The sequence below is a fragment of the Microbacterium enclense genome (genome assembly GCF_004022425.1).
GTDB lineage: Bacteria > Actinomycetota > Actinomycetes > Actinomycetales > Microbacteriaceae > Microbacterium > Microbacterium enclense_A.
Genome location: NZ_RBZY01000053.1, coordinates 1 through 20,386, shown reverse-complemented (window position 1 = coordinate 20,386; position 20,386 = coordinate 1). Strand labels below are relative to the sequence as shown.

Sequence of the window (20,386 nt, the reverse complement as noted above, 5' to 3'; positions counted from 1 at the left end):
TCGTCATCGCCGCCTTCGCAATCCGAGAGGGTATCGAGGCATGGCGCGGCGACGCCTGCGCCACCTCCGTGGGAATGCTCCTCGAGGAAGAGCACGACGACGACCATCACCGCTGAGCGGGTAGAGCACCTCAGATCAGCCATGACGGCTTCTGTCGCACGCCGCATGAGGAATCTAGGACGTCGTTCTACCGCGCACGGGAGAGGAACACCACCCACCCACCCAGAACGACCGCGATCGCGGAGCCAGCAGCCAGCACCACTCCACCGAAGTCTTGGTCTTCGGCTGGTGCTCTACCCCAGGTGCGGCCCATCGCACCGAACCAGTCGGCGGCTACTAGACCGGCAGTAGAGATGTACACAGATACAACCGCCATCGCCACAGCTAAACCGACGACCATCAGCAGCTTCATCTGTGTCGGCCGGCGGCTGGACCCGTCACCACCTATCAAGCCACGCACGAGCAGAGATCCCACGACGAGGGTTGCTGCCGTCGCCATTTGCCGCCCTAGGAGATCCCCTACTGTCCAACGGAGGAGGTCAGAACTGAAAAGCAGCCAAATCAACATCGCGGTGGCCGGGACAGCGACCACGGGTGCCGAAGCGAAACGCACACCTCGCGAATGCATGAGCACCTGCGCCCATTCATACCCTCCCCTGCTGCCGTCTTCGCGGCGATGGGCTGCCTTGCGGGCGAGCTCGATTGGCGCCCCGGCTGCGAGAAGGGGCACCACCCCGACAAGGAGAATGACTATCCCAAGAACGTGCGCACTGTAGATGTAGCTACGGTAAGCGCCCAACGCTCCGCTAGTGACCCATACCAAGAGGAGCGTCCCTGCCACCCACGCGGTCGCCCGCCAGGGGTTCCATCGGTACCCACGCGCCTTTAGCCGCAGCACAGCGCTCACGTAGAAGATGAGTCCGAGCACGGCGGCAACTAACCACAGCAGGTCGGGGCTCCACGCCGTGAACCAACGCGACATAGTCCACTCAGGAGGTAGCGGAGCGCCGGTGAGTACCTCAGCGGGTGTGAGCGCGCCTGCAGGTTCGGGGAGAATCGGCGGCGGTGTTCTCGCGAGAGCGGCAGCCGCTCCACTAGCCATCCCCATCAATCCCAACTCCGCACACAACAGCAGCCAGAAAGTCTTGGCGTCGCTGGGGTTGGCGCGCATCCTTCGGAGTAGACGCAGTCGGTAGATCGCCCCCAGAACACCGATGGCGGTGAGGGCTACAACCTTGACGATGAGGATGAGGCCGTAAGGGGAGGCGAGAGCACCGAGAGTTTCTAGGCCGATGGCGGCTCGAACCGTGCCCGAGAACGCGACGAGCGCGAAGGCAATAACGGCGATGGTGGAGTACCGCATCAGAACTGTCGCCATCTCACTCTTGGAAGTGACGGAACGAATGATCGCCAGCAGCAGCAGACCACCGAGCCAGACCGCTGCGGCGATGAGGTGTATGACGATGGCTGTCGTGGCTTGCTGGTGAGAGGCCTCATCACCTGAATGGCCTTGTGTTCCCATCGGGACAAGCGCTGCCAGCGCGAGAAGTGCCACGGTTGCTGTCCCGCCCCACGAACGCACCGCAAATGTGAGCACCGCGAGAATGGCACCCGCGATGGTCGTCATCAACCACACACGTCCCCCCTCGGTCTGCACGAGGTACCGGCCAAGCTGAGACCCGAATTCGGGACCGGCATTGAACGCGGGGTTGAAGATGACCATGAAGCTGAAGAAGCCAGTAGCAGCAGATGCCACAGTGAAGATGGCGGCACATACCGCGGCAACATCCAACGCCAATTCAAACCCGCGCTGTTCGACGCGCACCGTGAACAAGGCGACAAAGAGCGCCCCTCCCATCCCCGCGGCGCTCATGTTTACGACGAGCTTTGACACTGGCAGCCCCCACCTTGCGAGGGGCCCTGCGTCGGCTAGTTGCAAGGGGGCAGCGCCACCGCCGACTGCGAGAGCGCACACCAAGGCAGCGACTGCGCTGACGACGAGGATGATGAGCGCAATCACGCGGTACACGTTCCAACGGCGCGGTTGCAGAGACGGAAGCCGCGTGGAGCCAGGTGACCCCACCGTCACCGTCGGGTGGGCGCGCCCAAGCTTGGCGCCGGAAGTAGGCATCAGTTCAGCCCCGAATAGGCATGCAGACCCTTAAAGAACATGTTCACGGCAGTGAAGTTGAATAGCACCGCAGCGAACCCGACGATGGACAGCCACGCAGAACGGTTACCGCGCCATCCACGGGTGGCACGGGCGTGGATGTACCCGGCGTACAGCACCCAGATGATGAAAGTCCACACCTCTTTGGTATCAAAACCCCAGAAGCGTCCCCAGGAGTCGTTTGCCCAGATGGCTCCGGCGATCAGGGTGAAGGTCCAGAAGATGAAGCCAATGATGGCGAACCGGTAAGCCAGGGCTTCCAGATCTTCAGAGGTGGGCAGGGTTCGAAGCAGGCCCCGCCGCGTGTTGACGGAGGGGCGATTCTCGCGCCGGTGTTGCAGAAGTTGCGTCACGGACAGGCCGCACGCGATGGCGAACAGCGCAGTCGCAAGGGAGGCCACGAAGACGTGGATGACAAGCCACACGCTTCGCAGCGGGTCCATCAGAGGGGTGACTTCGACGTAGAACGCCAAGGTCGCACCACCCAGAAGAAGGACGACCATCCCAAGCAAGAAGGAGCCGAGGAAACGCAGGTCGTACCACCGAAGGACGAAAAGGAACACGCCGACGATGAGAAGGGTGCCGGTGAGTGCGAATTCGTACATGTTCGCCCACGGCACACGAGCTGCGGCGATGCCTCGGAGGACATCCCCGCTCAGCTGCAGCGCGAATCCCAAAATGGTGAGGGCGGTTCCGATACGTGCCCATACGAGACGTTCGCGCTCACGTGGCGGCACTTGCAATTGCACCGCGGCCGCCGGGGGCGCCACCGGTGGAGCCACGTCCCCGACCGTCACGAGTTCCGCAGCGGGCGCCTCGACGCGAGACACGCGCACGGCAAGGTCGATGGCATACGCCGCAAAGGCGAGCGCGTAAACGCCGATGGCCGTCCACACCATCAGCAGGGACAGCCCATCAAGGGTGAGGGCGGATGATTCGGTCACGGGTGGAATCCTTAGATTGTCCAGCACTCTTTGACGGTGCCGGTGGTTGCCAGGGCGAGAGTCGGAACGCGCTCGGTGAAGGATCGAGTGGTCTCGGGGAAGGGGGCGTACTCGACGACCCGCCACCCCACGACGCCGAAATCCTCGTCCAGGGCTTGGATGGCGCACGCGAACCGTGCGCCGGAGGGAGGGGTGGCTTGAAAGGACACCGTCACAGCCCGCTCATCGACGACGAGGTAGCCGGTCTCGGCGATGGAGATGTCGTCCAAGCTATTTTGAAGTGTGATCCAGACCAGGTAGGCAATGGCAGCCACCGCGAACACAGCAACACTGATCCAGAAAGCTCGGCGACGCCAGGGAAGCGAAGTGCGGCCGTATCGATCGTCGAGTTTCTTTTGCAGTGCCGTTCGCTGCGGTGCGGCGCGGCGCCTGCCGCCGCGCTTTGTAATGGCGCGTTTAGTCACTGAGCATTCGCTTCCAACCACGCCAGGGAATCCACGGTGACGTCGTTGACGGACACCTCGAAATGCAAGTGGTTTGCGGTGGAGCGGCCTGTGCTTCCGACGAGTCCGAGGAGTTGGCCCGCCTGCACTTCCTGGCCGCTGCCGACCTGCCGGGTGTTGTACTGCATGTGCGGGTAGACGGCCCGGATACGTTGGCCGTTGACGACGGACTCAACGGTGACAGCGACGCCGTAGGCGCCATAGCTCTCGCTCGAGACATCGACTGTCCCGGCCACGGACGCGTAGATTGGCGTGCCGCCCGCGGTCACCATGTCGGTGCCCATGTGCGCCCCGCCTCTTGCTCCGAATTGGTCCGTGACTCTGAACGTCGAGGTCAATGGCCAGCGCACAACCCCGCTACCGGCGGCGAGGACGGGGACTGCGCGTTCAGCAGCGAAGGTGGTAGCGGGCCGAGCTGCGCGTGCTGCGGCGGCCGCGGCCGCCGCAGCCTCTCGCGCCTTTTTCTGATGAATTTCTTCCTGAGACGTCGCTGCGTAGCTCTGCCTGTCCAGGGGCGAAGCGGGGAGCGCGGAGGACACGGTGAATTGTTGTGAGTCGTCCGCAGCGGCTTGCTGCAAGGTCGGCTCGGAGTCCGTGACAGGTGAGGCCGCGTACGCCGGCAGCGCCAGAGGACACATGAGCGCCAGCGCCAACGCACTCGCAACAAGCGGGCGGGCGCGCATTGCGCGCGCGGCCTCAGGACCGTGGGAGCTCCGCGCCTCACGCATCCTGAACTCATCAGCGTGGCGCCGTTCCCTGCGCGTTAGAGGGCGTGACTGGTGTGTCGACCAAATCTCACTGCTCATTGACGGTGTTCCTTCACTGCCCCACCTGCTGCTGTCGTCGACGCCGTCCGGACGAGAAAAGCACAAGCGCCGCCGCGCCCAGAATGACGACAGCGACGCCAGTCACTAACAGCGGAAGACCGATTCCGCTCCGTGGCTCTTCGACCTCCGCCACGGCGTCTGCTGTCGCGCTTTGTTCTGGTGTCGACGAGATGGCCGGGCTCTGCTCAGATGAGGAGGGGGCACCCGTGGTTGCAGAGGGGTCCGGTTCGGCGGACGCCGTGGGCGTTACGGGAGCGTCAACCGTGAACGCGTACTCACCGCTGATGGGGTGACCGTCGCTGGAGACCACGCGCCATCGCACCGTGACTACGCCTGGAGACGTGACTGGCTTCACTGCCTGGGTCACCGTCGTGTCAGCGACGACCGGAGGCGTCAGTGCAACGTTCGCTCCTGAGGAGTCAATCACTTCGACCGCGATGGCGCTGGAGGCGTCGAAGACCTCCCCGCTGTATGTCATTGACACCTCAGCGGGCGTCGCTGAGACGACTGAGTCCGCTGCTGGGGAGGACTGGACCAAAGCGTCGTGAGCACGAGCCGGCGGCGAACCGGGTAGAACGAACATCAGGGATAGTGCCGTCACGGCAATGCCGGCGGCTGCGAACCAGCGAGGCGAACGGGGGGCGAAAAGTGTGTGCATGGCGTCTTTCAGTGGGACTGCGGCGCCCGGGGATTGGGCGCCCACGGCAGTCGTCGAGCGTCGGATCAGAAACGCTCCGAGTGCACCTGTACGGCCGCGCCCGAAGGGGTGGGAAGTTGCGTTCGACTACAACTTCGTTGGCGTCAGATCAGCCGAGAAGGTGTGATTTTCGGAGCCCCGGTACGGGTCAGGTCCGTGAGAGAGACAGTTCGGTCAAGCTCAGCGTCGTGGTGTGTGAGCGGACGGTACGTAAAACGTGAGGCTGATCGCGTCGAGGTGAGCGGATGACATTGAGATTCGACCGCATGAGACGGAAGCGATGCTCCAGCAGCATTCCCGCCACACACACGCCTACCAGGCATAGCGCTACGGCCGCCGCTGGGAGAGCCTGCGTCAGGCTGTTGACAACGTCACCGGCGGGCTCATCGAGGACTGTTCGACTACCTTGATCGCTCTCCCACGTGTGGGTCGCGGACGCCGCATCGGAGGTCGTGGAAGCATCAGAGTGGCTGCTTGACCATACAGCGAGCAGACACATCAAGATTAGGACGAGGCTGGCGATGATCCTCATTCTCACGACGGAGGCGGTACTGGCCCCAAGTGGGGCGCGTCCCGTGCTTACCGGCATCGCAGCGATGGTACCAATCCGAACTGGCCGTCACAGCCAAGCCGGGGCAGCCTGGCATCGGAGGCCAAGCGTGCGCTGCTCGCGCGGGGTGCGCGATGCGGTCTGCCGTTTGTCCAGCTCATCACCGTTTCCGCGCACGAACGTGGATGCGCAGACGAACGCACAACAGCACACCGGCCGATGCAACGACCATTGCAATTTCGATGGTGGGGCTGAGCCAGCTCGCCGGCGTGATCCCCGCCCGTAGCGGCACCTCGCTCACTCGGCCAGCGGCCGTGTCCACCCCGATGGTCTCTTCGGTCGACCCATCGGGGTTGATCACTTGGCTTGTTCCCACGGTGGAGACGTTGACCACTGCGCGCCCGGTTTCGATGGCTCGCATTCGCGCGATGGCGAGCTGCTGCACGTTCTCGTCTGTTCCGCGGAAGTCGGCGTTGTTTGTCTGGAAGATGTAGACCTGCGCGCCTTGCCGTGCTGCATCGAAGATCACGTCGTCGTAGATGACGTCGAAACAGATCGCCAGCCCGACGCGGGTGCCTCCTATATCCATCACTGGCGCCGATCTGCCTGGGGTGTACTCCCTCTGGATCAGACTGACAAGGTCAGGTGCGAGACGTTCAAACAGCCACCGGTCGGGCACGTATTCGCCGAACGGGACGGGGTTGAGTTTGTCGTAGCTCTGCTCGCTACCGTCCGTCGTCCACAGCATGGTTGAGTTGAACGTTTGCTCGCCTCTCGTGGTTGCGGCGTTCATTAGGAGCGGGGCACCGTACGCGGCGGAGATTTCACTCAGCACTCGACGTGTGGGTTCTGAAGACGCCGGGTCGATGTCCACGGAGCCCTCTGGCCAGGCGAGCACGTCCATCTGCTGGCCCCGAATCGTTTTCGATGTTGATGCTTGGGCTCGGAGCATGTCGCCTTCGTTGCGGTCGTCGAAATAGCCTGCCGGCCCGTTGCCTTGGACCCACCCGACGGTGAACGTTCCGATACTCCGGGTGGCGTACTGGGGTGTGACCGCCATGAGCAGGACTCCCACGAGCGCCGGCACGCCGGCACGCAGAGTGCGACGCCCCGGTCTGAGGGCCTGCACGAGGGCGGCGCACACGCCCACGACGAGGAAGGTCACACCCGTCGTTCCCACCCAGGACGCCACTTCAGGAAATGGTCCCGACACTTGCGTCATTCCTACCCGTGCCCAGGGGAAGCCCGAGTACGGCCACATTCCGACAAGTACTTCCCGCGCGGCCCACAGGGCTGCTACCAGCGCGGGGATACCCAGCAGGTCTAAGGCCCCGCCGAGCCTACGTACCTTCACCCAACGGTAGGTGAGGGTGATGGTTATGCTGCTGACACCGATCAGGACTGTCTGCAGGGCGCTGAGGGCCAACCAGGGCACTGGTCCGAGGAATTGCGCCACCCATACGAGGTGGGCAAGGTTGAACACGGCCCCGAAGACGCAACCCACGACGAAGGAAGCGAGCGTGCCTCTTCCGAGGAGAGCCGCGAGCAGGATCGTCACGCTCACGAAAGCAAGCGGCCACCATCCGAGGTCCGGTGTGGCCGCATCCATCAGCAACCCCGCCGCTGCCGCCAAGGGCAACGCCGCCGTCACGGGCAAGGAATCCGTGCCGCTGGTCCACATAGAGGGCATGCGCAGCGCGCCGGTTGCCCCTCGAAGTGCTGTCATGCGGACCCGCCTTTCTCTAGACGGCGCAGGTACTCGTTGTACTCGTCGAGCTCTGGATCCCCGTGCGCGTCCGCCCATCTGCTTGCGGCGGCGTCACGAACGGAGTCGTGCCGGAACCACCGGTGCATCACGATCAGGATCATGATGAGTGTGGGCGCCTCGCCATAGGACCATGCAAGACCGCCGGCTACGCGTTGGTCCTCGATGGGGTCGATCCCTAGGGCAATGGTCGATTCAGCGAATGTTCCTACTACCAGACTGGTCGCCATCATGAGGAACACCCCGAAGAAGGCGTGCAACGCTGCCTCAGCGAAAAGGTCGAGTGCCCGTCCTCCGTGGCTCATGCGGACCGGTAGTGGATCTGTGGAGAGCACCGGGATGGTGAACAGGATCCCGCTGATCAGGAACGCCGATTCTAAGGCGGTGTGACCGCCGGGGAGGGCTAGGACGGGATCGAGCAGATCTGCGATGTACAGGCCGTAGAAGGCCGCGAGGTAGGCGGGTAATGCGACCCAGGGGCTTAGGGCCCATCTTGACCCTCGCCACCGCAACGCGCCGTGCGCCACTTTGAGGACACTTTTTCCGACGCCGCGGTGCGGGGTGGCACGCAGCAGAAGGGTTCCCGGGGAACCGAGCACGAGCAGCGGTGGGATGGCCATCATCAATGTCAGCTGCTGAAACATGAACACCGAAAGCAGGGCTTTGCCGTAGTCCTCTACAGCGAGGCCGGTGACGGCGGCGAGGGCTGCGCAGCCGGAGACGAAGCTCACCGTGCGCAACACCGACCACCGTCGATGCTGCCGCCACAGACGCAGCGCCCCGAGGAGGTAGATGGTGGCCATCACCGTTGCGGCGCCCGGCAAAAGGGTAAAGGGGTGCGCTGCGGGCAGCAGGTAGTCGCCAAGGTCGAGGGGGGCGTTCATAGCTGTGGACCTATCGTGGCTGCGCGGCCGTATTCGCCCGCTCACACACTTCTGTGTGAGCCTCCGCTAGGTGCTGGACCGCGCGGGCAAGCCCCGGGTCGTCTCCTCGGGCGAGGGCGGCGTACTCCACGTGGATCGTCGAGTCGGTTGTGGTCGCCGAGTGGTGGACTTTCACCCAGATTCGGCGGCGAGGTATGAGAAGTCCGGTGAACAGCCCGACGCAGGCCAGCACAGAGAACGCGAGGACCCAGCCGCTGCTGGGGTCGCGTTGGATCTGCAGGGACGCGAACCGTTTCACCGGAGCACCGTCGGCTTCCTCCCAGGTGATGGTGCCCCACCCGTTGGGCAGCGCACCGGTGGTACCGGGCCTGAGTTCAATGGATTCCTGTCCGGTGTTGCCGCCGGTGAGCTGGGTGAGTTGGTCAACTTCCAGGGCGTAGACGGAACGGGGGGTTCCATCGTCGATGCCCAGGTCGCCTGCGAATGCGTTGAGGGTGATGACGGGGTTGATTACGTCGGGGTAGATCGAGGTGGCGGCACCTGAGGGCAAGGTGTCCTGTGTGGGGTAGAAAAAGCCGATCAGCCCGAGCTGCTGCGGCAAGCCATCCGGAACTTTCACGACGCCTAGTGAGGTCATGTTGGAGTCTTGCGGGAGGAAGGGTAGTGAGTCGCTATAAACGATCTGACCTTCCGCGTCACGGATGGTGAGGGTAGGCGCGTAACCGTTTCCGAGGAGATGGATGCGGTCGGTCCCTACAGTGATGGGGTAGTTGACGACCACCCGCTCGGTTCGGTCGTCTGCTCCGGGGGATCTGATCGTGACGTTGGCGGCGAAGTCGCCCGCTTGCCCACCGCCAGGGGAGCCTGCTGGCTGGTAGGTGACGTCGAAACGGTCCAGCGTGAGGGAGTACGGCGTCAGGTTGGATCCGTCCGCGAAACGGCCGGGGTCGAAGGAGGAGAAGTCGCTGAGGGTGTTGACGAAGGTTGTCCCCTCCACCACGACGCGCTGGCCGGTGTAGGCGAACGCCTTGCCGACGACGACGGAGACGAGCACGCCGACCAGGGCGATGTGAAAGAGCAGGTTGCCGGTCTCGCGGAGGTACCCGCGTTCGGCCGAAACGGAGGTCCACCCCTTCCCGTCGTAGCGGCGGACGCGATAGCGACGCCGGGCGAGTTCTGTTTCGGCAAGATCCAAAGCTGCCGCGGGGGTGAGATGCTCGCCGGGGATGGCTCGCTCGAGGTGTTCGGGGAGTCGAGCGAACCGGATGGGTGTGCGCGGCGGTTGTCCTTTGAGAGCGCGGTAGTGGTGTTTCGCCCGCGGGATGACGCACCCGATGAGGGATACGAACAGCAGCAGATAAATGGACGAGAACCAGGGCGAGTAGTAAACGTCGAACAATCCGACGGCGTCGAGGAACGGGAACCACTCGGGGTTGTTGCGCTCCCATTGGATGACGCCGTTGGGGTCGGCGCCTCGTTGAGGAAACAGTGAGCCGGGTACTGCGGCCAGGGCGAGGGAGAGCAGGAGGATGAGCGCGGTGCGCATGCTGGTGAGCTGGCGCCATGTCCAGCGGAGCCACCCTTTGCCATCCAGCTTTACCTGTGGGCCGTCTTGATCGTTCGGGGCCCCGTCAGGATGGTCCGCCGGCCGCCGCGGGTCTGAATCGACGTGGCGGGTATCAGAGCGGGAGGGGGACATTGATTACCACCTGTTGCAGAAGTGACATGAGCGAGGTCCACACGCCCGTCACCATGAGCAGCCCGAGCAGGATGAGCACGGCGCCTCCGATGAGGTTGAGTGTGCGGATGTGAGTGCGGAGGACTGTGACGGACCGCGCAGCCCACCCCCATCCGAGCGCCAGTACGAGGAAGGGCACTCCGAGGCCGAGTGAGTAAGACAGACCGAGGAGCCCGGCTCGGGCGGGGTCACCAAGGTTCCACGACACGGACAGGATTGCTGCGAGTGTGGGGCCAATGCACGGTGTCCAGCCGACACCAAGTGAGAACCCGAGAAGCGGAGCGCCGACGAGCCCGGCTCGACGACGGAGGGTCGGACGCATGCCACGCTGTCCAAGCCGGATTGCGCCTGTGAAGACCAGCCCCAGGACGATGTTCACAATGCCGAAGACGCGGGTAAGGAGATCGGCGTAGCGCGAGAGCGCCACCCCGAAGAATCCCCCCAAGACGGTCACGGCGACGAAGACCACAGTAAATCCGGCGATGAAGAGCAGGACGCCTGCTACGAGCCGCGGGCGTGTGGTGACCGTCGTCGCACCGTCTCCTCCGGTTGTGGAGGTGGGAGGGGCGGCCACACCGCCGAGGTACCCGAGGTAGCCGGGCACCAGCGGTAGGACACAGGGCGATAGGAAGGAGATGAGACCGGCGACCAGGGCGAGGGGGATGGCAAGCCAGAGTGCGCCGTCGACGACGAGCGCCCCGGCGCTCATGGTCTCTCCGCCAGCGTGTCCGCGACGATGGTGGACAGGATGGACGCGCTGGGAAGTTGGCCGATGATGCGGGCGGCGAGGCGACCCTGGCGGTCCATTACGAGCGTTGTGGGTGTGGCCTGGATCGGGGTGAGTTGCGCGAAGGCGAGTTTCACCTGACCGTCATTGACGTCGATGACGCTGGGATAGGTGACGTTGTTCTCGCGCGCGAAAGAGAGTGCTGTCTCAGCTTGGTCGTAGGTGTTCACTCCGAGGAAGTCGACTTCCTCGTTCTGGAAGCGCAGAAAGACCTCCTCGAGCATGGGAGCCTCGACGATGCACGGTCCGCAGGCGGCGTACCAGAAGTTCACCACGAGCACCTCACCTCGGTAGTCGTCGCTGGTGACGGTTTCACCGGTTTCGATGACGCCTTCGAACTGAACGGGTTCGCCTCTGTCCGACGGGGCAATCTCGGCCACTTGGAAATTCCCATCGGAGAACGATGCGCCCGCGCCGGCGTCCGTTGTTTGGGTCGTGGCGGTGCAACCGCTCATCACGCCGACGATGATGAGCGCCGTGCCGAGGGCGAGGAGTTTGCGATTCATGCCCGCTCCCTCTTGATGATGGCTCCCGCGACAAGGAAGACGACTGCGGCTGCGGGTTGCGCCGCGGTCCAGACAACACCTTCAGCGGGGATGGGGAGCACCGGGTTCCATGCCACCGCGATCACAGCAAACACCGGCACCCACCACAGCTGCCGCTCCTGGTAGGCGAACGAGGCGACGATGAGCGCCAAGATTGCCACGATGAAGCGCACAAGCGTGAACCAGCCGCTGTCCAGCAGCGCTGGCGCCACGAACAGGGCGGCTGCGGCGATCAGACCGGGGGCGAGGGCGTTTCGTTGATACCGAGATGGCGTCTTGGTCTTTTTCATTGCTTGTCCTCCGGGGGAACCCCGAACGTGGGTGGTGTGGCAGGCGCGACCTTGGTGCCACTGTGGGCGCGTTGGCGGAGCATCAGCATCACTGCAACCGCTATCGCTCCAGCGGCGAGGAAGACGTCTGCCAAGTTGCCGATGAACAGACGCCCGTATGCAAGGAAGTCGGTGACGTGGCCGATTGCGAATCCTGGCGGCGACATGAAACGGTCGATGAGGTTGCCGACAGCTCCACCGAGGAATAGCCCCACACCACCCGCCCATCCCACCGTTCGCGCGCGGGCCGCCAGGACGAAAAGCCCGGCAACGGCTGCCACGCCTATCAAGGTGAGAACCCAGGTCATGCCCGAGCCCGTTCCCAGCACCGCGCCGGGGTTGAAGGCGAGTTGCAGACCGAATGCGTCCCCAATAATGGGCACCCGTCTCCCGTCGGCAAGCGCAGTCAGGGCGATGGCTTTACTGAACTGGTCTATCAACACCGCGGCCGCTGCCACCATGCAGGCGACGGCGAACGGCCGCGTCTTCTCAGCGGTCACCTTCTTGGCCCTTCCGGAGGTGGCGGGTTCGCCGCGCTGTGACCAGAAGCGTGACCAGCGCTCCGCCGAGAATCATCGCCACCGCGGAGACTCCCAGCACGGGAGCGACCTCGCCACCGCCGGTGGGCACTCCTCGACCGTCCGCGCGTGGGGTGGCCGTGGAATGAGGATGGGTCTGGTGCCCAGGTGATGGAGTCTCGGAGCTCGTTACGGTGGTTCCTGAACGTTCGACGCTCAGAGGCGCAGTGGTGAAGCTGACATCCATGGCCGAGCTCAGCGCCGGGGCCACGACAGCAAAGGTCGGCGCGGCGGGTCCTGCAACGATGAGGGCGGCGCTAAGAGCGACAGTGGCGCACAGCGTCACCGTGACCTGCGTTGCGCGATGGCGAGGTCTGGATACGAGGAAGAATCTCATTGGTCTTTTCAAGGTCGGGCGTAGATGAATCGGGCAATACGAGCCGCGTCCGTCCATACCCCGGGAAGGGTGTTAGCTCTGGCCTGGCTGTGCACGGGGATTCCGGCAACGAACAGACCGGGTAGCGTCGTCGCGGTGGGGATGCGTCGCTGAAGCTGCGGCTGCGTGGGCAACCACTCGTCGCCCGCTTCGTACCCGGTGGCGAACACGACTGACTGGTAGGCCTGCCGGTAGCCATCCGCGAAGGCGAACTTGGCCCCGTCCACCCCAATCGTCTCGGCTCGAATGGAGACGCCTTTATCTCGGAGGGCGTCGTAGAGGGGTTCTGGGGCGATCTTCACGCGCCGCCACGGTGAGACGCGCGGCTGGGTGGGGAATTGCCGCGGATGCGCTTCAGCCCGTCGGGTGCGGACCGCCAGAGTGACGTCGTGCGACTTCGCGAGGTCGGAAGCAACTTCCGTCCCGGCGATACCACCGCCGACAATAAGTACCCGGCCTCGCGGAATCTGCTCGGGTGTTCTGTAGGCGTTGGTGTGCATCTGTACTCCTTCGACTTCGGCGTCCGCGGCCCATTTCGGAAATCGGGGACGTGCTGCGGCGCCGGTAGCGCACACGACGTTGCGGGTCTGCACTTCGCCAACCGTGGTGCTCAAGAGCAGGGTTGGGCCGTTGCCGTGGCGAGTCACGGCGAGGGCCTGGACACCCCAGACGGGGTTTACCCCGAGCTCCGCTTCGAATCTGTGTAGATAGCCTTCGATGTCTCCCGGGGTGGGGTACCGATACGGGTCACCCTCCAGTGGTCTGCGGGGGAAGCTGGAGTGCTCAGCATTGCTGAGCAACCGCATAGAAGGCCAGCGCGCACTCCACGTGCGTTGTCCCCGCGCGGAACTGTCGATGACCACGAAGTCACGCTGCGGTTCCATGCCGCGAGCGATCAGTGCCGCTGCAGTTGCCAATCCAGCCTGCCCTGCGCCCACGATGATGACTCGTCGGTGTGACAGGCCCGCCACTAGGGGGTGCCGTCCAAGCGGGTGGTGATGGCACTTTCAAGGTCGTTCCATCGTTCAATGACAAGAGGTTCGCCGTCGACGAAGAACGTAGGGGTTCGGTCCACGCCGAGGGCGCGTCCGTCGTCGAGGTCGGATCGAACGCGCTCGAGAGTGGCAGGGTCGGCGACAGCTTCGTCGTAGGCCGTCATATCCAAGCCCAACTCGGTCGCGTACGAGCGGAACAGCTCCGCTTGGCTTTGCTGAGACTCCCCCCACTGTGCTTGCGTCTCAAAGAGACGGTTGTACATGTCTTCGAAGCGTCCCTGGGCTGCCGCGGCCTCCGCAGCGACCGCTGAGTTTTCGGAGTTGATGTGGCCGGGAAGGGGGAAGTAGCGAACGACGTAGTTGATCTGTCCCTCATACTTCACACGAAGCTCTTCGACGACGGGGTAGTAGGCGCCGCAGGCTTCGCACTCGAAGTCCAAGAACTCCACGATGGTGATGGCGCCGTCGCCGGCGTCGTCGAGGACGTGGGAGTCGTCTCTAACAACCGCTATCGACCCTCCTCCCCGTTCCTCGGCGGCAACGCGGGTGTTGTTCTGATCGACTAGGACATAGATGACAGCCCCCGCGACGACCGCGACGGCGACGGCGGCGGTAATGACCGTCGCCTTCCAGTTGATTTTCATGGGTACTCCAACACTTGACGGCACAAGAAAAGCCCGGGTTGCCCGGGATGAGTGTCGCCGCGGGGGCGACGTGCCGATGTCAGGTTCTAGAGATACCCAGTTGCGCGATTGTGAGGGCGTGGCCCTCAGGCCTGCCGGACACCGGGTGGATCAAAGACGGCGGGAGGGCGCGCCAGACGAGTGTGATCCCAGCCGGTCCGCGGCGCACCAGGAGATGAACAACGAGGTACAGCACGAATCCGCAGACGACGCCGAGAACGCACAGCGCCATTCCGGGCGATACGTCGTACACGCTCGCCTCGACGATAGAGGTAGCGACGGGTGCGGCCGGGTCGTGCGGCGCAGTGTCAGATGCCGTCGCGACCACACCGCTTACCGGGGCGTTGTCGCCATGGTTGAGGGCCACGACTCCGAGCAGCAGGAGGGCCCCGAGGGCGATGATGGTAATGAGTCGCGTTATCGCTCCGTGCTCTTTCGCCAGCGCTGAGCGCCGGGCGTGAGCGTCGGTATACATCAGCAGCCAGTGTACGGAGAGGTTCTGGGCGAATGGCTGGGAACGGCCGACGGTGTGCCGATATGCGATCGGGCTGCGAACACGCCCGTTCGAGCGGTTCGGCGCCCGCGATTAAGCGTGACGGACATCCCCGGGTTCCGAATCTTGCAGGTCGGCTGTCTCAATCTGGAAGGTGGAGTGCAGCACGGACACCTCGAAGTGTTGAGCCACACATGCTCTGACGTCCTTGAGGACAGCGGCTGCGTGTCCGTCCGTGAAGCATTCGTCTTCAACCACGACATGCGCGCTGATTGTCGGCAGGCCGGTGGCGACTGTCGAGGCGTGTAGGTCATGGACGTCTATGACGTGGTCGAGTTGGAGAATGTGAGATCTCACATCGTCCAAGTCCAAACCGTCGGGGGTGAACTCCATCAACACCGACGACGTCTCGCGTAGCAACTTGAACGCACGCGGCACGATGAGAGCGGCGATGAAAAGACCGGCGATGGCGTCCGCTTGAAAGAAACCCGTCGTCCAGATGACGACAGCCGCGACGATAACCCCCAGTGATCCCAGCGCGTCATTCAGCACTTCCAGATACGCTGCCCGCATGTTGAAGTTAGCTCCGCGACTGGAAGACAGCACGAAGATGGCGATGACGTTCGCGACTAACCCAACGACTCCAAAACCCAGCAGTTCCGCAGCTGGCACCTCCGGGGGCTCGAAGAGCCGGCGTACCCCCTCGATGGCTGTGTAACCCCCTACCGCCATCAACAGAGCCGCTTGCCCGAAGGCAGCGATAACTTCGATGCGACGGAACCCCCACGTGCGTCGCGCACTAGCCGGCCGCAGCACCAGCGTCGCGGCGATGAGTGCAACGAGAAGTCCGGATGCGTCAGTGAGTGCGTGGGCCGTGTCCGTGAGGAGGGCAAGACTGCCGGTAAAGAAGGATCCAACCGCTTGAGTCACGGCGATTGCCGCGGTGATTGCAAACGCAATCCAGAGACGCGCCCGATGGTCGGTCGGATGCCCGGCCGCGCCGGTAGACGGTGCGTGCGTGTGACCGGCGCCCATCAGGCCGCGTCCGTTCCAAGGGCGAAGTCTTCACCAGGCTGATGAAGGTGAGCGCATAGCGTGACACGCGTGCCGGTGTCTCTCAGCAGGAGTTCGGCGGCGTTAATGAGAGCCGCAGTCGCCACAGGTTGCGCAAGATCGAACCAGGAAGCCCGACCCTCCGAGCGAACAGTGACTAGTCGGCAGTCCCGCAGGAAGCTGAGGTGCTTACTTACGGTTGATTGCGCCAATCCGAGGTGCTGGACGAGATCCCGGACGCGATGCTCGCCGGACGCCAGATGCTGGAGAACCGCCAATCGCGTGGGGTCCCCAAGCGCGTCGAATAGGTGCGCGTACACAGCGGTCGCGTCAGGATCGAGTAGACCACCCTCTTTATTCATCGCCACATAGCGATGATATCGTCAAATGCCGTGTCCGTCACGTCTGCATCCAACTGGGAACCATGCTCATTCTCGCCGGATCAGTGGGCCACCCGAATGCTCGCCCACAGAGCAAGCGCGACGATTGCGGTGAGGGTGGTGAAGGACAAGGCGCGGGGCCGGAGACCGGCGCGCGGTGGTAGTTGTAGTCGCGCCACAGGGTGCGTTTCGTCTGATCAGGTGGTGGGGCGCGGTGGGCTTTCCGCGCCCCACCCCGGGCGGGATCAGAGAGTGGCGAGAAGCTCCTCCATCGTGGCGATCTCGGAGGTCTGCGCCTCGATGATGGTGTTGGCGAGTGCGACGGCGTCGCTGTTCTGGCCGTTGGTCGCTTCTTCCAGGGCCATGTCGATGGCACCGCGGTGGTGCTCGATCATCTGCTGGAGGAACAGCCGGGCGGCGTCGGTTCCGGTGGCCTGCTTGAGCGATTGCATGTCGTCTTCGCTCATCATGCCGCCGCCGTGGTCCATGCTGCCGGTGGCGGGATCAACGGCTCATGACCGTCAACGGGGCGTGAGGGCCGCGCGTGGTACAGGTTTGGTCTCCGATGTCTCAGCTGCAGCGCTCCCCCGAGCCGGGGGTGTGGCTCGTCTTCGACCGCAGCAGACGAATCGCGATTGTGCGCGTGGTCGAGGTGCAGGGGCGGAAGCTGCTGCGCTCGGTGACGTTTCACGACGATCCGGCTCAGCGGCAACTAATCGGCTATTTTCCCGAGGACGGGATGAAGCTCGCAGTGGAATGCACCTGGGCGGAGTACGTCAAGCACACCGGTCCCTCGACGAGCAACCGGAAGTGAGGACTATCGCGCTCGGCCCTCATCACCTTCGGCCACAGGAATGTCCCCGTGTGCCGTTGGCATAAACGGGGGATCGAAAATGCTCCCACCAGCCAGCGTTGACCGGCGACGGGGCGAGCTCCCCGCGTGAGGGGCGTTGTCGGAACTGGCGGGACGCTCACTTATCAGGGAAGGCCGCGGTTGCGGACGCTGTCGGGGCATGACGTTTCTCCTTTGAGAACGAAGACGGACTCCATGAGACAAATGTCTAGATGGACCGTAAGTCATCTTCGGGCGCGCCCCCGGGAGCGAGTCCGGAAAGTGATTCACCCCTCCCCCGGATGCTGGGATCGTGGCACGCGGTCGATCACCGTCAAGGGCGCTGCGCGTCGCGATGCGATGCGGCGTTGCCGCACCCTGGACCGTGCTCTCCCTTGCGCAAGATCGGCATGTATCCGGTGCGAGCGGCTGATGTGGTGATGCTCGAGAACGAAGGAAGGGACCGGCCCCGTGGGCACGGTCCCTTCTCAGCGCGTGTCAGGCGGTCTTGGAGACCGTCTGGGCCTCGGGGTCGACGCCGAATCTGCGGATGTAGGTCTGGCGGATCTCTTGAAGCTGTGCGCGCTCGCGATCGCTGATCGGGTCGGCCTCGCCTGCCGCGATGCGGCGCTGGAGGCTGCCCTTGTGCGATGTCACGAAGCGTCCGGTGAAGGACGAGCGGGAATGCCGAGCCATCTGATCACCTTCCTTCTCGGTCTATTTTCCGTCGCGATTGCGGGCGTGTCTACGGCGGCTGGGCGTTGAAGGTTCTTGATCGTGCGGTAGATCATCTTGCCTTCGGTGGGGGTCGCGTCCTCGAGCAGGGCCTGGAGGGCGTCGTTTGCGACCTCGCGGTCTTCCTGGTCATCGGATGCGGCCAGCCCTAGGGCCCATTGCGCGCGGTTCCACCACTGTTCGCGCGCGGCGTTCTCGCGGGCGATTTTGGTTGAGCGGATGGCGGGAGTGAAGGCGATGACGGCGGCGATGACAGCGAAGACGCCGGCCATCGGGGGCCCGCTCAGAATCGCGCGCCAGAGAGCTTCGTCGATGACAACGGGTGTGGTCAGCGCTGGGTAGGGCGGGAAGGCGCTGCGAAGGCCGTATCCGACACCCCCGCTTGCGAGGATGATCCCGGCCAGCGCCCAGCCGCGCCGCGCTCGAGCGCTCACGTCATACCCCCATTGGGCGCCCCTGGGGCAGTTCGCGGGCCTTGACGGGCGGGAACGGCTTGCCGTCGTTGTACTTGGCCTCGAGGCGCTCGACCTCTTTCATCGCGGCAGCGTTGAGGAATTGCGAGAGGTTGCGGAACCCTTCTTGTGCGAACGTGTGCAGGATTGCACCGCGGATGCGGTCGGTGTCTTCAAGCTCCTGGTAGAACGACACCTTCGGCGGGTACTTGGTGCGCTTCTTCGGCGCGGGTGCCTCGGCCGCGGGGGCCGCCTCGGCGGTCTTCTCCACGGGGGCGGCGGCGGGCGCCGGCTGTGGGGTCTCAGCGGGCTGATCGTCCTCGAGGCGCCCGACGAGGGAGGAGAGGGTTTTGCGTGCCATGGGAGATCCCCTATCTCTTTCCGTTGGCCCAGAGGCTCGTGAGCTCCAGGGCGAGGTCTTTGTAGTCGTCGATGGCGTTGGCGGTGGCTCGGCTGCGGGGGTAGGTGGTGACCACTTCCCCGGTCAGCGGTGCGTCCGTGTGCATGACGTATTCGCGGATGACGCTGCGGAAGCGTGGGAGGTGCATCTCGTCGAGGAGTTCGAGCGCGTCGTCTTTGCGGCGCACCGCGGAGGGATCGCGCTTCACACGGCTCACCAGGACTCGGTAGGGCAGGTTCCGCGGCTCGATCAGCTGGCGAATGACGCGAACTGCGGGCTTCACGCTCATGGTCGCGGGTTCCATGGGCAGGATGACGAAATCGCTGTTGTCGAGGACCGCGCCGAGAACGTCGGTGTCCCGCAAGCTTCCCGGGGTGTCGACGACGATCACGTCGTACTCGTTGGTGCGCCGTAGACCGGCGAGGACTTGGGGGTCTGACTCGGTAGCGAAGTCGAAGGGCACATTGTCCCCTCCCGCCTCCGCCCAGTCGGTTGCGCTGCGCTGCGGGTCGACGTCGACGACGAGTACGCGGGCATGATCTGACAGCACTGCGGCGAGGTTCATGACGGTCGTCGTCTTACCGACGCCGCCCTTCTGCCCGACGACGGCGAGGATGCGAAGAGTCATGTGAGGCACCTTCCTTGTAACGGTAATAGTACTCTTAGGGGTGCGCTTTGCCGTGGCGGCGCACCCCTGCGAGTCTCGGATCTCACTCCATAGTAACGGGATTAGTACTGTTAGGGGTATTAGGGTTAGTTGCTGCGCTCAACCTCGATGCGGTGCCCGTCCATCTGCGACGGGTAGAACACGTGCTCGACGTCGCTACTTGGGAACGGGTTCACCAGGCGCACACCTTGAACGGTTCCTGCGCCGATGCACCCGAGCCCCTGCGCAACGATCCGCACCGGAATATATGCGCGGCCGTCCAGGCTTACGAGGCGGTCCCCTGCGCGAAGGTCTGCGAGGCGGGTAACGGCGATCTTCTCCATGGTGTCTCCTTCGGTCGTGCGCTTTGCGCCTGTACCCCTATTAGTACTATTAGGGGTGTTTTCGGTTAGTGGTAACGGGATTAGTACTGTTTTGGCTGGGGATCACGCGGCGAACTTCGCGGCGATCCGGTCGATCTGGTCGGGGCGCATGTCGCACCAGTGATCGTCGTCGGCCACGACGACAACCGGGGCCATGCTGTAGCCGAGCTCTTCCGTCACGTACTCGTGTGCGGCCGGGTTCTGAGTGATGTCGACCTCGACGAATGGGATGCCTTTGCCTTTCAGCATCATCTTGGTCATCGAGCACTTTCCGCAGCTGGGGCCCGTCGTGTAGACCGTGAGCTTGTCCATTTCGTGATCCTCCCATCCCAATCGTTTTCTTGCCGTGAAGGCGATTTATCGCCGCTAGGAAGAGCGGCCGTAGTGCCAGTGACCGTGGAATACCGGAGGGAGCGAAGCGAGCGAGGATATGCCGCGAAAGCTCTGGCGCGCAGGGTGGTCGACCGTATGCTGCCGAAGGCTTCACGGCAAAAGAACGGGCCGACAGGCCTTGACTGCCGATCGGCTCCGTCCGATCGTCCGATGCCGGCGGCTGCTCCGTCTGCCGCTGGGTCCCATGATGCTCTTCTGCTGGGATTAGTACTGTTCCCCCTCGACGCGACGCAGCCGCTTCTGGAGGT

25 protein-coding genes and 1 pseudogene are annotated in these 20,386 nt (G+C 64.0%); 2 read left to right on the top strand and 24 right to left on the bottom strand.

Annotated elements, in window-relative coordinates; all coding sequences use genetic code 11:
* Positions 1 to 116, top strand: a pseudogene (locus D8Y23_RS17325) (cobalt transporter); the annotation flags it as partial.
* A 71-nt stretch (positions 117 to 187) separates the two neighbouring features.
* Here the strand turns inward: D8Y23_RS17325 and D8Y23_RS13270 are convergent.
* The 18 genes from D8Y23_RS13270 to D8Y23_RS13185 all read right to left on the bottom strand — a co-directional run bounded on the left by D8Y23_RS13270 (position 188) and on the right by D8Y23_RS13185 (position 16,785).
* Complete coding sequence (locus tag D8Y23_RS13270) at positions 188 to 2,020, bottom strand: cytochrome c oxidase assembly protein (protein ID WP_164878238.1); 1,833 nt, start codon at positions 2,018 to 2,020, stop codon at positions 188 to 190.
* Positions 2,021 to 2,130: 110 nt separating this feature from the next.
* Positions 2,131 to 3,114 carry a c-type cytochrome biogenesis protein CcsB gene (gene ccsB, locus D8Y23_RS13265; RefSeq protein WP_239278206.1) on the bottom strand — a complete coding sequence of 328 codons (984 nt, stop codon included), beginning with the start codon at positions 3,112 to 3,114 and terminating at the stop codon, positions 2,131 to 2,133.
* An 11-nt stretch (positions 3,115 to 3,125) separates the two neighbouring features.
* The gene (locus tag D8Y23_RS13260; RefSeq protein ID WP_256334328.1) at positions 3,126 to 3,578 is read right to left on the bottom strand and encodes a DUF4307 domain-containing protein; all 453 of its coding nucleotides are present in this window, start codon (positions 3,576 to 3,578) and stop codon (positions 3,126 to 3,128) included.
* A complete protein-coding gene (locus D8Y23_RS17150) occupies positions 3,575 to 3,901 on the bottom strand; it encodes a M23 family metallopeptidase (protein ID WP_239278227.1) in 327 nt (108 codons plus the stop codon). The genes D8Y23_RS13260 and D8Y23_RS17150 overlap by 4 nt, the downstream gene beginning before the upstream one ends.
* Before the next feature lie 535 nt (positions 3,902 to 4,436).
* The gene (locus tag D8Y23_RS13250) at positions 4,437 to 5,027 is read right to left on the bottom strand and encodes a copper resistance CopC family protein (protein WP_239278236.1); all 591 of its coding nucleotides are present in this window, start codon (positions 5,025 to 5,027) and stop codon (positions 4,437 to 4,439) included.
* Between the two features lie 824 nt (positions 5,028 to 5,851).
* The gene (lnt, locus tag D8Y23_RS13245) at positions 5,852 to 7,417 is read right to left on the bottom strand and encodes an apolipoprotein N-acyltransferase (protein ID WP_239278247.1); all 1,566 of its coding nucleotides are present in this window, start codon (positions 7,415 to 7,417) and stop codon (positions 5,852 to 5,854) included.
* Positions 7,414 to 8,340 carry a cytochrome c oxidase assembly protein gene (locus tag D8Y23_RS13240; RefSeq protein ID WP_076677849.1) on the bottom strand — a complete coding sequence of 309 codons (927 nt, stop codon included), beginning with the start codon at positions 8,338 to 8,340 and terminating at the stop codon, positions 7,414 to 7,416. Before D8Y23_RS13240 ends, lnt begins: the two co-directional genes overlap by 4 nt.
* Before the next feature lie 10 nt (positions 8,341 to 8,350).
* A complete protein-coding gene (resB, locus tag D8Y23_RS13235) occupies positions 8,351 to 9,886 on the bottom strand; it encodes a cytochrome c biogenesis protein ResB (protein WP_278100885.1) in 1,536 nt (511 codons plus the stop codon).
* Between the two features lie 133 nt (positions 9,887 to 10,019).
* The gene (locus D8Y23_RS13230; protein ID WP_076677854.1) at positions 10,020 to 10,787 is read right to left on the bottom strand and encodes a cytochrome c biogenesis CcdA family protein; all 768 of its coding nucleotides are present in this window, start codon (positions 10,785 to 10,787) and stop codon (positions 10,020 to 10,022) included.
* Entirely contained in the window at positions 10,784 to 11,371 is a 588-nt protein-coding gene (locus D8Y23_RS13225) for a TlpA family protein disulfide reductase (RefSeq protein WP_076677856.1), read from the bottom strand. Before D8Y23_RS13225 ends, D8Y23_RS13230 begins: the two co-directional genes overlap by 4 nt.
* Positions 11,368 to 11,700, bottom strand: coding sequence for a DUF6804 family protein (locus D8Y23_RS13220; RefSeq protein ID WP_076677858.1), 333 nt, complete (start codon positions 11,698 to 11,700; stop codon positions 11,368 to 11,370). The genes D8Y23_RS13225 and D8Y23_RS13220 overlap by 4 nt, the downstream gene beginning before the upstream one ends.
* On the bottom strand, positions 11,697 to 12,239 hold the full coding sequence (locus D8Y23_RS13215; protein ID WP_083709109.1) for a signal peptidase II: 543 nt from the start codon (positions 12,237 to 12,239) through the stop codon (positions 11,697 to 11,699). Before D8Y23_RS13215 ends, D8Y23_RS13220 begins: the two co-directional genes overlap by 4 nt.
* 423 nt (positions 12,240 to 12,662) lie before the next feature.
* On the bottom strand, positions 12,663 to 13,631 hold the full coding sequence (locus D8Y23_RS13210; protein ID WP_239278268.1) for an NAD(P)-binding domain-containing protein: 969 nt from the start codon (positions 13,629 to 13,631) through the stop codon (positions 12,663 to 12,665).
* Between the two features lie 32 nt (positions 13,632 to 13,663).
* Positions 13,664 to 14,332, bottom strand: coding sequence for a DsbA family protein (locus D8Y23_RS13205; RefSeq protein WP_076677862.1), 669 nt, complete (start codon positions 14,330 to 14,332; stop codon positions 13,664 to 13,666).
* Positions 14,333 to 14,411: 79 nt separating this feature from the next.
* Positions 14,412 to 14,846 carry a hypothetical protein gene (locus D8Y23_RS13200; protein ID WP_076677865.1) on the bottom strand — a complete coding sequence of 145 codons (435 nt, stop codon included), beginning with the start codon at positions 14,844 to 14,846 and terminating at the stop codon, positions 14,412 to 14,414.
* A gap of 111 nt (positions 14,847 to 14,957) precedes the next feature.
* Positions 14,958 to 15,899 (bottom strand): cation diffusion facilitator family transporter, encoded by a 942-nt coding sequence (locus D8Y23_RS13195; RefSeq protein WP_076677867.1) that lies wholly within the window; start codon positions 15,897 to 15,899, stop codon positions 14,958 to 14,960.
* A complete protein-coding gene (locus tag D8Y23_RS13190) occupies positions 15,899 to 16,279 on the bottom strand; it encodes an ArsR/SmtB family transcription factor (RefSeq protein ID WP_083709113.1) in 381 nt (126 codons plus the stop codon). The genes D8Y23_RS13195 and D8Y23_RS13190 overlap by 1 nt, the downstream gene beginning before the upstream one ends.
* Positions 16,280 to 16,542: 263 nt before the next feature.
* Positions 16,543 to 16,785: a DUF305 domain-containing protein gene (locus D8Y23_RS13185; RefSeq protein WP_083709110.1), complete on the bottom strand. Its 243-nt coding sequence runs from the start codon at positions 16,783 to 16,785 to the stop codon at positions 16,543 to 16,545.
* Positions 16,786 to 16,862: 77 nt separating this feature from the next.
* Here D8Y23_RS13185 and D8Y23_RS13180 point away from each other — a divergent pair, with 77 nt between their 5' ends.
* Positions 16,863 to 17,111 (top strand): hypothetical protein, encoded by a 249-nt coding sequence (locus tag D8Y23_RS13180; protein ID WP_076677871.1) that lies wholly within the window; start codon positions 16,863 to 16,865, stop codon positions 17,109 to 17,111.
* A 516-nt stretch (positions 17,112 to 17,627) separates the two neighbouring features.
* Here D8Y23_RS13180 and D8Y23_RS16845 read toward each other — a convergent pair.
* The 6 genes from D8Y23_RS16845 to D8Y23_RS13155 form a co-directional block, all read right to left on the bottom strand.
* The gene (locus tag D8Y23_RS16845) at positions 17,628 to 17,786 is read right to left on the bottom strand and encodes a hypothetical protein (RefSeq protein WP_164878236.1); all 159 of its coding nucleotides are present in this window, start codon (positions 17,784 to 17,786) and stop codon (positions 17,628 to 17,630) included.
* Complete coding sequence (locus D8Y23_RS13175; protein ID WP_076677873.1) at positions 17,783 to 18,298, bottom strand: hypothetical protein; 516 nt, start codon at positions 18,296 to 18,298, stop codon at positions 17,783 to 17,785. Before D8Y23_RS13175 ends, D8Y23_RS16845 begins: the two co-directional genes overlap by 4 nt.
* Before the next feature lies 1 nt (position 18,299).
* Positions 18,300 to 18,677, bottom strand: a complete 378-nt coding sequence (locus tag D8Y23_RS13170) for a ParB family protein (RefSeq protein ID WP_076677875.1) — start codon at positions 18,675 to 18,677, stop codon at positions 18,300 to 18,302.
* Positions 18,678 to 18,687: 10 nt separating this feature from the next.
* On the bottom strand, positions 18,688 to 19,344 hold the full coding sequence (locus tag D8Y23_RS13165; protein ID WP_076677877.1) for a ParA family protein: 657 nt from the start codon (positions 19,342 to 19,344) through the stop codon (positions 18,688 to 18,690).
* Positions 19,345 to 19,469: 125 nt separating this feature from the next.
* Entirely contained in the window at positions 19,470 to 19,706 is a 237-nt protein-coding gene (locus D8Y23_RS13160) for a hypothetical protein (protein WP_076677879.1), read from the bottom strand.
* 102 nt (positions 19,707 to 19,808) lie between these two features.
* A complete protein-coding gene (locus tag D8Y23_RS13155; RefSeq protein ID WP_128218576.1) occupies positions 19,809 to 20,057 on the bottom strand; it encodes a glutaredoxin family protein in 249 nt (82 codons plus the stop codon).
* Positions 20,058 to 20,386 lie beyond the last annotated feature (329 nt).